The 12528-nt window shown below is 68.2% G+C and carries 14 protein-coding genes; 10 read left to right on the forward strand and 4 right to left on the reverse strand.

All coding sequences use genetic code 11. From position 1 onward, the window contains the following. Positions 1-170: 170 nt before the first annotated feature. The gene (locus GXY35_08795) at positions 171-1364 is read right to left on the reverse strand and encodes a hypothetical protein (protein NLW94674.1); all 1194 of its coding nucleotides are present in this window, start codon (positions 1362-1364) and stop codon (positions 171-173) included. Positions 1365-1878: 514 nt separating this feature from the next. On the opposite strand from GXY35_08795, the gene GXY35_08800 reads away from it, so the two are divergent. The 6 genes from GXY35_08800 to GXY35_08825 all read left to right on the forward strand — a co-directional run bounded on the left by GXY35_08800 (position 1879) and on the right by GXY35_08825 (position 7192). Further along, positions 1879-2895, forward strand: coding sequence for an ornithine carbamoyltransferase (locus tag GXY35_08800; protein ID NLW94675.1), 1017 nt, complete (start codon positions 1879-1881; stop codon positions 2893-2895). A gap of 32 nt (positions 2896-2927) precedes the next feature. Next, positions 2928-3194 carry a hypothetical protein gene (locus GXY35_08805; protein NLW94676.1) on the forward strand — a complete coding sequence of 89 codons (267 nt, stop codon included), beginning with the start codon at positions 2928-2930 and terminating at the stop codon, positions 3192-3194. A 56-nt stretch (positions 3195-3250) separates the two neighbouring features. Next, positions 3251-4222 carry a carbamate kinase gene (gene arcC / locus GXY35_08810; GenBank protein ID NLW94677.1) on the forward strand — a complete coding sequence of 324 codons (972 nt, stop codon included), beginning with the start codon at positions 3251-3253 and terminating at the stop codon, positions 4220-4222. A gap of 94 nt (positions 4223-4316) precedes the next feature. Then, positions 4317-5555 carry a threonine synthase gene (locus tag GXY35_08815; protein ID NLW94678.1) on the forward strand — a complete coding sequence of 413 codons (1239 nt, stop codon included), beginning with the start codon at positions 4317-4319 and terminating at the stop codon, positions 5553-5555. 72 nt (positions 5556-5627) lie between these two features. Beyond that, a complete protein-coding gene (gene argF, locus GXY35_08820) occupies positions 5628-6566 on the forward strand; it encodes an ornithine carbamoyltransferase (GenBank protein ID NLW94679.1) in 939 nt (312 codons plus the stop codon). A gap of 158 nt (positions 6567-6724) precedes the next feature. Further along, on the forward strand, positions 6725-7192 hold the full coding sequence (locus GXY35_08825; protein NLW94680.1) for a hypothetical protein: 468 nt from the start codon (positions 6725-6727) through the stop codon (positions 7190-7192). An 84-nt stretch (positions 7193-7276) separates the two neighbouring features. On the opposite strand, the gene GXY35_08830 is transcribed toward GXY35_08825, so the two are convergent. Genes GXY35_08830 through GXY35_08840 form a run of 3 tightly spaced genes read right to left on the reverse strand, consistent with a single transcriptional unit; the run spans position 7277 to position 10564 of the window. Further along, positions 7277-8245, reverse strand: a complete 969-nt coding sequence (locus GXY35_08830) for a Ppx/GppA family phosphatase (GenBank protein ID NLW94681.1) — start codon at positions 8243-8245, stop codon at positions 7277-7279. A gap of 35 nt (positions 8246-8280) precedes the next feature. Then, positions 8281-9642 (reverse strand): hypothetical protein, encoded by a 1362-nt coding sequence (locus GXY35_08835; protein ID NLW94682.1) that lies wholly within the window; start codon positions 9640-9642, stop codon positions 8281-8283. A gap of 49 nt (positions 9643-9691) precedes the next feature. Continuing rightward, positions 9692-10564 carry a hypothetical protein gene (locus GXY35_08840; protein ID NLW94683.1) on the reverse strand — a complete coding sequence of 291 codons (873 nt, stop codon included), beginning with the start codon at positions 10562-10564 and terminating at the stop codon, positions 9692-9694. 175 nt (positions 10565-10739) lie between these two features. On the opposite strand from GXY35_08840, the gene GXY35_08845 reads away from it, so the two are divergent. The 4 genes from GXY35_08845 (at position 10740) to GXY35_08860 (ending at position 12481) form a co-directional block, all read left to right on the forward strand. Continuing rightward, positions 10740-10973: a zinc ribbon domain-containing protein gene (locus GXY35_08845; GenBank protein ID NLW94684.1), complete on the forward strand. Its 234-nt coding sequence runs from the start codon at positions 10740-10742 to the stop codon at positions 10971-10973. Positions 10974-10999: 26 nt separating this feature from the next. Continuing rightward, on the forward strand, positions 11000-11476 hold the full coding sequence (locus GXY35_08850; protein ID NLW94685.1) for an HIT domain-containing protein: 477 nt from the start codon (positions 11000-11002) through the stop codon (positions 11474-11476). A gap of 86 nt (positions 11477-11562) precedes the next feature. Continuing rightward, positions 11563-11712, forward strand: a complete 150-nt coding sequence (locus GXY35_08855; GenBank protein ID NLW94686.1) for a hypothetical protein — start codon at positions 11563-11565, stop codon at positions 11710-11712. Positions 11713-11851: 139 nt separating this feature from the next. Further along, positions 11852-12481 carry an HNH endonuclease gene (locus tag GXY35_08860; protein NLW94687.1) on the forward strand — a complete coding sequence of 210 codons (630 nt, stop codon included), beginning with the start codon at positions 11852-11854 and terminating at the stop codon, positions 12479-12481. The last annotated feature ends 47 nt before the right edge of the window (positions 12482-12528 follow it).

Below are 12528 nucleotides of genomic sequence, written 5' to 3' on the forward strand. Positions count from 1 at the left end.
AGATTCAAAAGTGCACACCTTTTCAAGGATTTAAGGTTGAAAAGTGCACACCTTTTTAAGGATTTGAGGTTGAAAGGTGCACACCTGGAAAGTGCCATAATCCACGCCACGAAAGGAAGAGGGTATGGCGCGGATCCATGCCGCCTGTTCACGGCTCCCGCGCGGGGCACTCACCGCCATCCGTAGAGGTGGAACGGCTCCTCCCTGCAGCCGTAGTCCAGCCCTTCGTCATTCAGGTGGCCGGGGGGGGTGGGGACCGAGGGGGGGTGGAAACTGATCCTGACGGACAGGGGACGCGGGGCGGGAGGGGAGGCGCCGCCGAGGATCTCCGCCACGGCGTCCAGCAGATCGAGCACCCCGTCATGACCCGGTCCGCTCCCCGCATGGTAGTCGGCGCGCGCTGCCCGCTCGATCTCGAGATGCAGGAACCCGTCTCCGATCCCCATCCCCCGCATCAACGCGTACTGCACGTTCGAAGAGACGCACAGCAGGTAGTCGCCGTCCTCGCCCTCTTTCTCTTCCGACCAGCCGCAGACCCCCGACCGGATATTGCCGGCCGCGTCCACGGCGTCGTCGATCGACACGAGCGGGCATCCGGGGGCGGGGGCGCCGCCCGAGGCGACCACGTCCGGCTCGGTGTCGCGATCGGCGGCGCCGTGGTACTGCACGACCCATGGCGTGCCGCCGCGCGCCTCGCCCCGTCTCGCCAGATAGGCGGTGAGCGCGTGGAACAGGTTCTCGGTGTCGTGGGCCGCGTCGGAGTCCTCATCCCCGTCGCCGTCCGCGTCCCCGTTGGCGTACCGATGGGTGCCGGCGAACAGGGCCATCCACGCGCCGGCGTCGCGGAGCAGCGCGTGGAGCGCGATATCCTCCGTGTAAAGGTCGGCACGTACGTGCGGCGCCTGGTAGACGATGCGGGTGCGCGCGCGCGGGCGCACGAGCGCCGCGCCCCACCCGCGGTAGTCGGGATCGCCTGGGAACGCCGTCTCCATGAAACCGAAAATCGGATCGTCGGCCGGGGTGTCGGCGAGCGCCAGCGTGCGGTATCGCACGCCGCAGGCATCGAGGGCGTCGATCTCGACCCCCGCCGCGTGGAGGTCTTCGGCGAGCAGCGCCTCGATCAGGGCCTTGAAGCAGCACTCCACGTCGGAATCGTCGAGACGGACAAAGGCGCCGCTGTCGCGTGCCGCGACGCGCGTCTTGAACTCGGCGAGGAATTGAGCGCCGGTGAGCTCCTCGTGCGCCGCGGCGCACCGCCCGCCGAGGAAGAGGCCTGGAATGAGCGCCGTCGGCCGGAGCGCGGCCAGGATCAGGCAGAGCGGCAGGATCCTGCGCAGGACTCTCGTGATGAGTGAGTTCGGCATGACGGCGGCATCCTCCGCGCTGTATATACCACGAAAGCGCGCCGGCGGTCCATCGTGTCCGCCGGGCTGCGGTCTGCAGGTCGGGCTTGCTGCGGATCCGGTCCCGGATACCCCCCTCGCGCATCCATTCCCCCCCGCTGCGCATATCCCCCCGGAACGTTCAGGCCCGGCGACCGCTTTCGGGCGACCGCGTTCCGCTTTCCACGTCCGTTTTCCACTTTCGGCTTGACTTCGGGTTCCGTCCGCCCCATACTATTGCATTCTGCAACAGTCGGGGCGCACTGGTGCGGCACGGCGGCGCTCCGGTTGAAAGACAACGGGTCGTGGAACGGCGAGGCGGAGAAGCGCCGGCAGGTTTGGAATTCGATCGTGGCGCGCACCTGATCGCGGGCGCGTCGGACCTGATCTGGACGGGTGGCAGGCGCACCATGCGCCTGCCACCTGCGCCTTCATGGGGCGCGCGCGGTGCGCGTTCGTGGGGGGGCGCGGGAGAAGAGAGGAGAGGGAGGGCCACATGGCAACACTGACCGGCAGGGACCTGCTCTGCACGCAGGATTGGGACATCACGGAGCTCACGAAGGTGCTCGAGCTCGCGGAGGATATGCAGAAGAATCGGTTCAGCAAGAAGTACACGAGTCTCCTCGAGAACAAAACCTTCTTCATGTTCTTCTACAACCCCTCCGTCCGTACCCGGCAGAGCTTCGAGTGCGCCGCGACCGAGCTCGGCGGTCACGCGCAGTTTCTCGAGCCGACGTCGATGCGCCTCAAGACGGCCAGGACCGCCGGCGAGACGGTCGAGGACGCGGCGAACGTGATGAGCCGCTACGCCGTTGGCCTCGGCATCCGCATCCTCGAGGACAAGATCTCCTACTACGGCCAGGGGCACGAGCTCCTCGAGGAGTACGCGAAATGGGCTCGCATCCCGATCGTCAGCATGGCCCACGACAAGTTCCACCCGTGCCAGGGGCTCGCGGACATCATGGGCCTCCGCCGCCACCTCGGGAAGAACCTCAAGGGCAAGAAGCTGGTCCAGGTATGGGGACGGGGAGCCCTCGCCCGGTCCTGGTGCTCGGTGCAGGAGAGCCTCCTCGTCTCCTCCCGCTTCGGGATGGACGTCACGCTCGCCTACCCGGAGGGGTACGACCTGGACCCCGCGGTGATCGAGGCGGTCAAGGGCAACTGCGCCAGGAACAAGTCGAAGTTCGAGATCACGCACGACGCGCGTGAGGGGTACCGCGACGCGCACGTGGTCTACTCCCGCAACTGGGTGACGCCGGAGGCCTACAAGTCGGGCCATCTCGACAAGCAGAGCGAGATCGAGAAGGCGAGCAAGCACACGGAGTGGATCTGCGACGACGAGAAGATGAAGCTGACCAACGACGCCCTCTTCACGCACCCGATGCCCGTCGACCGCGGGAGCGAGGTGACGGACGAGATCGCCAGCGGGAAGCGTTCGATCATCTACGACGTTGCGGAGAACCGCCTGCACGTGCAGAAGGCGATCATGGCCCTCACGATGGCGGGACTCTGAGCGTCGGCGAAACAACGGGAGGGCGGGCGATCGTGGACCCGAATACGGTGCAACCCTGGATGCCGTGGGCCGTGGTCGCCACCCTCCTGCTGTTGGGGGTCTGGATGCGGATGGGTTCGTCGCTCCTCCCCCTCGGCGTTGCGGCGGTGGTGGCGCTGGCGGAGGCGGTGGCGGGGTACGGGCTCGGGGTGCAGATCGCCAGTTTCGCGACGGCGTCGTGCATCCTGGCGCTCCTGCAGTGGGCGTACGGCCGCAGACGCGAGGCGGGAACGGCACGCCGCGGCGAGGATCGGAGGTAGGTTTCCGGCCTCCGGCCAGGCCTGCGTGAAACACCTCAGGAAGGAGTGCAGCATCGATGAGGAGGATCATCGTCGTGGCGTTGGGCGGAAACGCCATCAAGCAGGCCGACGAGAGGGGGACGGCCGAGGAGCAGTTCAAAAACGTCGAGACCACGTGCGCGCAGCTCGTGAGCATGCTCAGATTCGGGCACCGGCTCGTCATCACGCACGGAAACGGTCCGCAGGCGGGGAACCTTCTCCTCCAGCAGGAGGGCGCGCTGGGAGAGGTGCCGGCCCAGCCGCTCGATATCGTCGGAGCGATGACCCAGGGGCAGATCGGTTACATGTTCCAGCAGACGATGCAGAACATGCTCTGGAAGGAGAAGCTGCCGCTCCCGGTCGTCTCGATCGTCAACCAGGTGCTCGTCAGCGAGGACGATCCGGACTATCGGGACCCGACGAAGCCGGTCGGCCCGTTCTACACCGAGGACCAGGCCGCGAAACTGCGGCGCGAGCGCCCGGACTACGTCATCAAGGAGGTCAAGCCCAAAAGCGTGGCGAAACGGTTCCGCCGCGTGGTGGCATCCCCCGATCCGATCCGCAACATCGAGTACGTCGCGATCCGTCGGATGGTGGACGCCGGCATCGTCGTCATCGCCTCGGGCGGAGGCGGCGTGCCGGTCGTGTACGATACAAACGACAACCTTCGCGGCACCGCGGCGGTCATCGACAAGGACAAGGCCGGCGAGCGCCTCGCGGAGGTCGTGGGCGCCGACATCTTCCTCGTCTTGACGGACGTCGATGCGGCCCGCATCCACTTCGGCACCCCGCAGGAGAAGCCGGTCCGGACCGTCACCGTCTCCGAAATGAAGAGGCTCTGCGAGGAGGGGCACTTCAAGGCCGGCAGCATGGGGCCGAAGGTCCTCGCCGCGATCCGCTTCGTCGAGTGGGGCGGCGACTGCGCCATCATCACCTCGCTCGACAAGGCCGTCGAGGCCCTCGTCGGCAGGGCCGGGACGCGCATCATCCCGGACCCGGTGAAGGAATGATCCCGCGCCCCACGCGGGGCGGCGGGGGGGCGCGATCGCAGTCGGGGGCCGGGGGCGGGGGCGCCCTCGGCCCCCGTCGCGTAAGGGTGGGGAGATGAACCACGTTCTGGGGTTGCGGTGCGCCGGGTGCGGGAAGGAGTTCGACGCCCGGGGGATGACGTACGTCTGCGGCGCCTGCGGGAAGAACCTCGACGTCGTCTACGACTACAAGGCCGCCGGGAAGACGCTCACGCGCGCGGCGCTCGCCGGATGCGCCGACCGTTCGATCTGGCGCTATCGAGATCTGTACCCGCTCGAGGGGCAGGCGGGCGTGATGCCGCTCCAGGTCGGCTGGTCGCCGCTCTACCGGGCGGACCGGCTCGCCGGGGCCGTCGGGGCGGGCGCGCTCTGGGTGAAGGATGACGGGCGGAACCCCAGCGCCTCGTTCAAGGATCGGGCGAGTGCGGTCGCGGTCGCCAAGGCCGTCGAACTCGGTTTCGACAAGATCTGCGGCGCCTCCACCGGAAACGCCGCCTCGTCGACCGCGTGCCTCTGCGCGAGCATCGGCCTGCGCCCCATCATCTTCGTCCCCGAGACCGCCCCGAAGGCCAAGATCGCGCAGCTCCTCGTCTTCGGCGCGAAGGTCTTCGCCGTGAAGGGGACGTACGACGAGGCGTTCGACCTGTGCCTCCAAGCCGCCGAGGAGTACGGCTGGTACAACCGGAACACCGGCTACAACCCGTACACGCGCGAGGGGAAGAAGAGCTGCTCGTTCGAGATCTGTGAACAGCTGGGCTGGGAGGTCCCGGACCTCGTTCTGGTGCCGGTGGGCGACGGCAACATCCTCAGCGGGATCTGGAAAGGGTTCCGCGACCTGCACGGCGTGGGGCTCATAGACCGGCTCCCCCGCCTCGTCGCGGTCCAGTCCTCCAGGAGCAGCGCGATCGCCGACGCGGTCAACGGCGACGGCGTCGTCAGGCCGGTCAGGGCGACCACGATCGCCGACTCCATCTCGGTCGATTTGCCTCGGGACGGCGAGATGGCGGTCCGGGCGGTGCGCGACTCCACGGGGATGGCGGTGACGGTGACCGACGAGGAGATCCTCGAGGCCGTCCCGCTCCTCGCCAGGGAATGCGGCGTCTTCGCGGAGCCGGCCGGCGCCGCGAGCGTCGCGGGCCTGAAGAAGCTCGCCGGGGAGGGCGGGATCCGCGGCTGCGAGCGCGTCGTCTGCCTCGTCACCGGCAACGGCCTCAAGGACGTGGACACGGCGATGCGGATCGCCGGGAAGACGGTGCCGATCGCGCCCGACCTCGGGGCCCTGAAGAAGGCGGTCGCGGCGGCGAAGCTGGCGTAGCGCGGCGCGGCCGCCGATCGACCGGATCCGCGGGAATCCGCGGCGGGGCGGGCGCTCGATGGAGGATTCGGGATGAAGGTGAAGGACCTGGTCGCGATCTCCGATCTGTCGCGCGGCGAGATCCACGAGATCTTCGCCGAAACGAAGCGGTTGAAGGACGCCCTCCGCGCGGGGACGCCGACCCCGGTGCTCGCGGGCAAGGCGCTCGGGATGATCTTCAACAAGCCGTCGACGCGCACGCGCGTCTCGTTCGAGGTCGGGATGTTCCAGCTCGGCGGGCACGCCCTCCACCTGGGTATGGGCGACCTCCAGCTCGGGCGCGGCGAGACGATCGCCGACACCGCCCGGACGCTCTCCCGCTACCTCGACGGCATCATGATCAGGACGTTCAGGCACCAGGACGTGGCGGACCTGGCGCGGCACGCGTCGATCCCGGTGATCAACGGCCTTACCGACCTGAGCCACCCGTGCCAGATACTCGGGGACGTCTACACGATCGCCGAGCAGCGCGGGCTCGATCCCGCCGAGCCCGACCTAGGCGGGGTCTCCGTCGCCTTCATCGGGGACGGGAACAACGTCGCGAACTCGTGGGTCGAGGCCGCGGCCGCGCTCGGCTTCTCGTTCGTCATCTGCCCCCCGTCGGGCTACGAGCCAAACGGGGCGATATGGGCCGCCTCGGAGAAGGCGGGGGCGAAAATCCTTCTCGAGCGCGATCCGGCGAAGGCGGTCGCCGGCGCCGACATCGTCTACACCGACGTCTGGGCGAGCATGGGGCAGGAGAAGGAGCGGGAGGAGCGGTTGAAGGTATTCGGCCCGTTCCAGGTCAACGGGCGCCTGATGACGAAGGCGAAGCGGGGCGCGAAGGTGATGCACTGTCTGCCCGCGCACCGCGGCGAGGAGGCGACCGACGAGGTCCTCGACGGGCCCGCCTCGATCATCTTCGACCAGGCGGAGAACCGGCTGCACGTCCAGAAGGGCGTCATGTCGCTCCTGATGGGGGCGCGAAGATAGCCCTCGACGGTCCGCAGCCCGACCGCGGCGTTGGGCCGTGTGCCGCACGGCTGGTCCGCCGCCTTCCCCCCGCGCCGCGCAGCGTCCTTGAAGCCCCTGTGAACGGCGAGTGCGCGTCGGTATACTGAGGCGATCCGTCGGCGGGCGGGGAGGAGACGATGCCGCAGATCTCCAAGGGTGGCAAGTACATATTCGGCTGGTCGCGCGTCGGGCCCGGAGGCGCCGTTCCGGTCCCTCCGGAAACGCTGCGGGAGTACGGGCTCAGGCCCGGCGGTTGGGCCATCCTCGCCTCGGGCAGTCGGACGACCGGCGGTGTCACCGTCTCCACGGAACGTCTGATGGCGGGATCGCAACTTTCGTGCGTGCTCGCGGCGCACCCGGAGCTCGCGGACCGCCGCGGCCGTGCGGGCGTTCCGCTGCGTTTCAAGGGACGCCTCTACGCCTGTGTCGCCGTGGACCGCCGCGGGTCGCTGCGCCTCCCCCCCGGGACGCTGGCCGCCTATCGGATCTCGACCGGCGACCGCCTCTTGGTCATACGCGGCAGCAACATCGCCTTCGTGATGGGGCTGAAAGGCCCCCTGATCGACCTCGCCGCACGCCACCCCGGCATCCCCCTCTTTCAGTGACGGCTTGGGATCGGACCACAAAACCTTGTTGGGGTGGAAGGAGTTGCGGTTTTTGGGCCTCAAGATCGCTTCCAAAGGCCTTTCTCAGGGAATATTTGTACGTAACTCATTCCCGCGCAACGTGATATCTTGGTCCGACCCCGATAACTCGAGCAGGGCGGCGTGGAGGATCCCCTCGTCGCTGACGGTGAGGGACGGGACGGAGAAGAATTCCATCACCGCCCCCAGGACAAGGAGGCCGGCAGGGAGGATGTCGGCGCGCTTCGCCTCGATGCCGCGGATCTCCCTGCGCGGGGCGAGGGGCAGGGAGGCGAGGAGGGCGGCGAGGCGGCCGACCTCGCGGCTCGTGAGCGCGAAACCGTGGATCCTCTCGGGCGCGTAGGTGTCGAGGCCGAGCGAGAGCGTCGCGGCGGAGGTGATCGTGCCCCCAGCCCCGACGAGGCGCGTTGCCGGGCGCGGGATGGAGGTCGGCATTCCAGCCGCCAGCGTCTCCGACGCGTGCCGCCGGAGCGCCTCCATCCCGGCGCCGGCGGGCGGGTCGGAAGAGAGGAACCGCTCCGTCATCCTGACGCAGCCGAGGGGCAGACTCGCCGAGACGGGAAAGCCCCCGGCGGGATCGGCCGCGAGCTCGACGCTCCCCCCGCCGATGTCGACCGCGACGACGCCGTCAAGCGGAGGCGAAAGGACGCGGGTCATCCCGCGCCAGGCGAGCAGCGCCTCCTCCCCGCCGGTCAGAACCCTGACATCGATCCCGGCCGTCTCGCGCACGCGGCGGATGAAGACGAGGGCATTGGCGGCCTCGCGCAGCGCCGCGGTGCCGAATGCAAGGACGGATGCCGCCCCCGCCTCTCGGGCGGCCGCCGCCAGCCGCCCGACCGCCTCGAGCGTCCGTTCCGCCGCCCGCTCCGCGATGGCGCCGCCCTTCGCGATCCCCTCTCCGAGGCGCGTGATCTCGAGGCCGCGCCTGCACACAAAGAGCCCCCCGCCGGGCGCGCGCTCGGCGACGAGGAGGCGGACGGAGTTGGAACCGATGTCGATGGCGGCCGTGCGCATGCGGAGGGAGGCGGGTATTTGCGGGGCGCCCCCGGTTACTCGATGGTGACGCGCAACTCGTTGATCCCGCCGACGAAGTTGCCTTCCGTGTCGAGGAACGCGCCCTGGATCCTCCACTGGCCGCGGGCGGCTCCGGCGAGCGGCGTCTGCAGCACCGGGTAGCCGTCGAGCGGAAAATCGAGCACCCACGGGCCGTCCTCGATGAACCGCACCGGTACGGTCGGGACGAGCCGCGTCTCGACCCCGGGGATCCTCTGCAGGTAGATCATCCGCCCGAACGGATCGATGAGCCGCACGTACGCGTAGAACGGCGTCAGGCAGCCGTGTAGGGTGGCGGTCACCGAGATGGTGCCGTCGGCGGGGAGGACGGCGCCGTTGGCATGCAGCTTCACCGGCCAGTCCGAGTAGGGGGTGCCCGGCGTGGGGGTGGGCCCGACTGGGGGTGTCGGTGTCGGCGTCGGAGGGGCGATGAGGATGTCGTACGACTTCACGACGGGGCAGTGATCCTGGGCGCCGTTGTCGGTGTCGCCCAACTGGATCGGGGCGACCGCGGAGAGGGGGGTGAAGACGCGGCTGTCGAAGACGATGCCGCCGAGGTACGGCCCGCCGTCGCCGCCGAGGTCCAGCGGCATGATCTGCGCGCCGAGCAGGGTGTTGGGGACGAGCCAGTCGTAGTTGAAGGTGCGGTTCAGATTGGTGTCGTCGTCGCCGTTCTGGTCCTGGGGGGTCCCGTCCGAGATGGTGACCCAGCACGAGTCGGTCCAGTTGGCCTCGTCGAGGAGGGTGGGGATCGGCTCGGAGGTGCGATTGGTGGTGTTGAAGTCGCCGCCGAGCATCAGGTAGTGGCTGTTGGAGAAGTTGGCCTCGATGTAGTCGATGATATCCTTGATCTGGCCGATCTTGACGTCCTGATCGGACGCGTCGAGGTGCGCGCTGACGATCTGCAGGTCGATCGGGCCCGGGATGTCGATGATCGCCCAGTCGTGATTGTAGTTCGGCTTCTGGAGATCCGGCCAGCTCCCCGACGCGGTGATCGGCCATCTGCTCACGATGCCGTTCTTGAAATAGCCGCTGTCGGCCCTATGGTACGAGAAGCCGTCCCCGAATGCGGCCTCGATCCACCCCTCGATGTCGTCCCGCACGGGGTAGCCGACGTACCACTCCTGGAGGAGCGCGACGTCGGGGGCGAGGCCCTGGATGATCCGCACCGTCTCCACGCCGGCCTTTCGGCTGAGTTTGGTCACGTTCCAGGACATGATCCGGAGCTCGGCGGCAGGCGCGGGGGACGCGGCGGCAACACAGAGGAGGAGCAGGCCGAGGAGGAGGGCGACACGGCGCGCCGGCACGGCGGGCGCCCGGCGCACGGACGGCGAGACGGCGTTTCGTCCCATCGTCATCCGATCCTCCCCCCGCATCGGCCGGCGCGGGCGGGCGCCGCCGAGGCGGCTACTCCGCGATGACGCCGTAGTTCATCTGTAGCGTGGCGAGGTTGCTGATCCAGTTTCTCGAGTCCCAGACGTTCGCGCCGGGCGGCACCATCACCGCGTAGATCTTATAGTGCCCGGGCAGGTTCAGGCTGGTCATCTTGAAGATGAAGATGGGGCCCTTGAGATTCTGGATCTGCGAATTCCTCACGATCGGCACCGGGTGCGAGGTGTAGTTCATGCGGGTGTAGGAGAACGTGGTGATGAAGACGAGATTCCCCGCGGGCGTCCGGACGGCCAAATAGGCGTCGACGACGTCGGGCATTATCTGGACCGTCGCCGTGGAGGCGCCGCCGTCGAGGATGACGGTCTTGGTGGCCGGCGTGATGTAGTAGGTGAGTGCCTTGTATTCGCCGAGCATGACCGGGAACGGCGTGACGGTCGGGCGGGGCGTGGGCGTCGGCGACCCGGCGAGCGGCGGATCGGCCGTCGGGGTGACCACGGGGGTCGCGGGGGGCGCCTGCGCGAGCGTCAGGTGGATCGTCGTCTCGCGGCTCGCGGGATCGATCTCATCGGTGGCGATCCCGAGCTCCCCAACGGAAAGACGATCGATCAAGGAGGGAGAGGCGTAGTCGTAGGCGGGGGGGGCAACGTATTCGTAACGGTCCTCGCCGGTCTTGCGGAACAGGTCGTAGTCGTACTCGTCCATCACGCTGGTGAACGCCCGCGGATCCACCAGCTCCACGAGCGTTGGCGGCGTCGGCGTGGGAAGGACGTTCGTCGCCAGGGCGGTCGGCTCGCTCCGGTTGCTTTCGAAAAAGACGAAGATGAGGGCCGAGAGCACCACGAGGCAGAGAAATAGGGTGATGACGCTTTTTCCGACTCGCCTTTCCATGGATATCCCCTCCCGGATGAATGATCGGCCCACTGTGCGACGTACCCCCGTGCGCTATAAGTATACCAGCGGGGGAGGGCATTACAAATCTTTTTTCGGTCCGTTCACCTCCGCGCGTCATTCACCTTCGCACAGGTGGAAATCCTGCTATACTCGTGCAGGGGGATATCGACCGATGCCGCTCTACGAGTACCGTTGCGGTTCCTGCGGGGAGGTCTTCGAACGTCTCGAGCGGAGCGGTCCGCCCGCGGCGCGACGCGCCTGTCCCGCCTGCGGGGCGCATCGAGCGCGGCGGCTCATCTCCTGTTTCGGCATTTCAGGCGCCGCGGGACGGGGCGGCTCGGCGGGGGGCGGATGTGCGGGGTGCCGGCCCGCGCCGGGGCGCTGCCGGAGCTGCCGCGCCTCGTGAGGCGCCGCGATTCGGAGGTGAACGCGATGGAACGGATCTGGGCGCCGTGGCGGAGCGCGTACGTCGGCCGGGGGGCGCCCGAGGGGTGCATCTTCTGCGACAAGCCCGCCGCAGGCGACGACCGCCTGAACCATATCGTCGTCCGCGGCGAAAGCTGCTTCTCGATGCTCAACCGCTACCCGTACAACAACGGACATCTGATGGTCGCGCCGTTCAGGCACGCCGCCGGCCTCGAGGAGCTGACCTCCGCGGAACTCCATCAGCTCATCCTGCTTGTCAAAGACTCCGTCGCCCTCCTGAAAACGGCGCTCTCCCCGGCGGGATTCAACGTCGGGATCAACCTCGGGATGGCGGCGGGCGCCGGGGTCGCCGGCCACCTCCATGTCCACCTGGTGCCGCGATGGGAGGGGGACACCAACTTCATGCCGGTCACGGCGGGGACCAAGGTCATTCCGCAGTCGCTCGACGAGATGTACGCCCTCCTCCGCGGAGGGAAAAAATAAATGCTTTTTCGCCGCCGGTCCATCGGCTATGATGACACGAGTGCGGCGCGGGATTCGAAATCGAGGATCAAACGGGAGGATCGGGTATGTCGAGGCGGGAACTGCATGGCTGTTGCGAGGATTGCGTAAAGAAGGACCGGTGCGAGTTGCGTCCGGAAACCGGCAGGCTGATCAGGTGTCTCGACAAGCAGACGGCCGAGAAGCCGTGCGCGGTTGAGGCGCCGGCGAACGCCTGACCCCTCGTCACGCAGCGTCCTGCCGCGCATCGCGCTTCGCGGCGCGTCTGTCGCCCCCCCGGCGCCCCGGCCGTTCCTCCCACGGCCCGCCCCGTCCGCTTGACCGTCCCGCTCCGCCGCGGTATACTGTGTCCCCGCTATGAAACGCGATGAACCCAAGCTTTCGAGGAGCGTGCTGGTCCTCAACCGGCTCTGGCAGCCGGTGCACGTCTGCGGGATGCGGCGGGCGTTCTCGCTCGTGTACCGCGGCGCCGCGCAGGTGATCTACCGGGAGAACGGGTCGTTCGCCGTGTGCGACTTCCCCCGCTGGGCCGCGATGCGCTGGAACGACGACCGCTGCGCCGAGTACGTCGCGACGGTGACGATGAAAATCCGTCTCCCGGAGATCATCATCCTCCGCGCCTACGAGCGCCTTCCCGCGCGGGAGGTGAAGCTGACCCGCAGGAACATCTACCTGCGCGACTGCAACATCTGCCAGTACTGCGGCCGTCCGTTCAGGGAGCAGGATCTCAACCTCGATCATGTCGTCCCCCGCAGGCTGGGGGGGGCGACCACCTGGACCAACCTCGTCTGCAGTTGCGTGGAGTGCAACCTCAAGAAGGGCGAGAAGACGCTCGAGTCCTCCGGCATGGGGCTGCTCCGGCAGCCGAAGAAGCCGCGCTGGTCCCCGTTCAATCAGATCGCCTTCAGACGCGGCGTCTGCGCGAGCTGGGAGCAGTTCCTCGACCCCGCGGCGTGGAACGTCCAGATCCTCGGCGGCGCCGGGTGAGCAAACGCGCACGGACCCGCAGCCCCTCCCCGCGGTACCGCGCCCCG

Source organism: Chlamydiota bacterium, from assembly GCA_012729785.1.
Lineage (GTDB): Bacteria > Auribacterota > Tritonobacteria > UBA1439 > UBA1439 > UBA1439.

Coding starts and splice junctions, on each gene's coding strand:
- arcC (NLW94677.1), top strand. CDS start 3,251: ATGAGGAGGATCATCGTCGTGGCGTTGGGCGGAAACGCCATCAAGCAG.
- GXY35_08830 (NLW94681.1), bottom strand. CDS start 8,245: ATGCGCACGGCCGCCATCGACATCGGTTCCAACTCCGTCCGCCTCCTC.
- argF (NLW94679.1), top strand. CDS start 5,628: ATGAAGGTGAAGGACCTGGTCGCGATCTCCGATCTGTCGCGCGGCGAG.
- GXY35_08800 (NLW94675.1), top strand. CDS start 1,879: ATGGCAACACTGACCGGCAGGGACCTGCTCTGCACGCAGGATTGGGAC.
- GXY35_08795 (NLW94674.1), bottom strand. CDS start 1,364: ATGCCGAACTCACTCATCACGAGAGTCCTGCGCAGGATCCTGCCGCTC.
- GXY35_08825 (NLW94680.1), top strand. CDS start 6,725: ATGCCGCAGATCTCCAAGGGTGGCAAGTACATATTCGGCTGGTCGCGC.
- GXY35_08850 (NLW94685.1), top strand. CDS start 11,000: ATGGAACGGATCTGGGCGCCGTGGCGGAGCGCGTACGTCGGCCGGGGG.
- GXY35_08860 (NLW94687.1), top strand. CDS start 11,852: ATGAAACGCGATGAACCCAAGCTTTCGAGGAGCGTGCTGGTCCTCAAC.
- GXY35_08840 (NLW94683.1), bottom strand. CDS start 10,564: ATGGAAAGGCGAGTCGGAAAAAGCGTCATCACCCTATTTCTCTGCCTC.
- GXY35_08835 (NLW94682.1), bottom strand. CDS start 9,642: ATGACGATGGGACGAAACGCCGTCTCGCCGTCCGTGCGCCGGGCGCCC.
- GXY35_08855 (NLW94686.1), top strand. CDS start 11,563: ATGTCGAGGCGGGAACTGCATGGCTGTTGCGAGGATTGCGTAAAGAAG.
- GXY35_08845 (NLW94684.1), top strand. CDS start 10,740: ATGCCGCTCTACGAGTACCGTTGCGGTTCCTGCGGGGAGGTCTTCGAA.
- GXY35_08815 (NLW94678.1), top strand. CDS start 4,317: ATGAACCACGTTCTGGGGTTGCGGTGCGCCGGGTGCGGGAAGGAGTTC.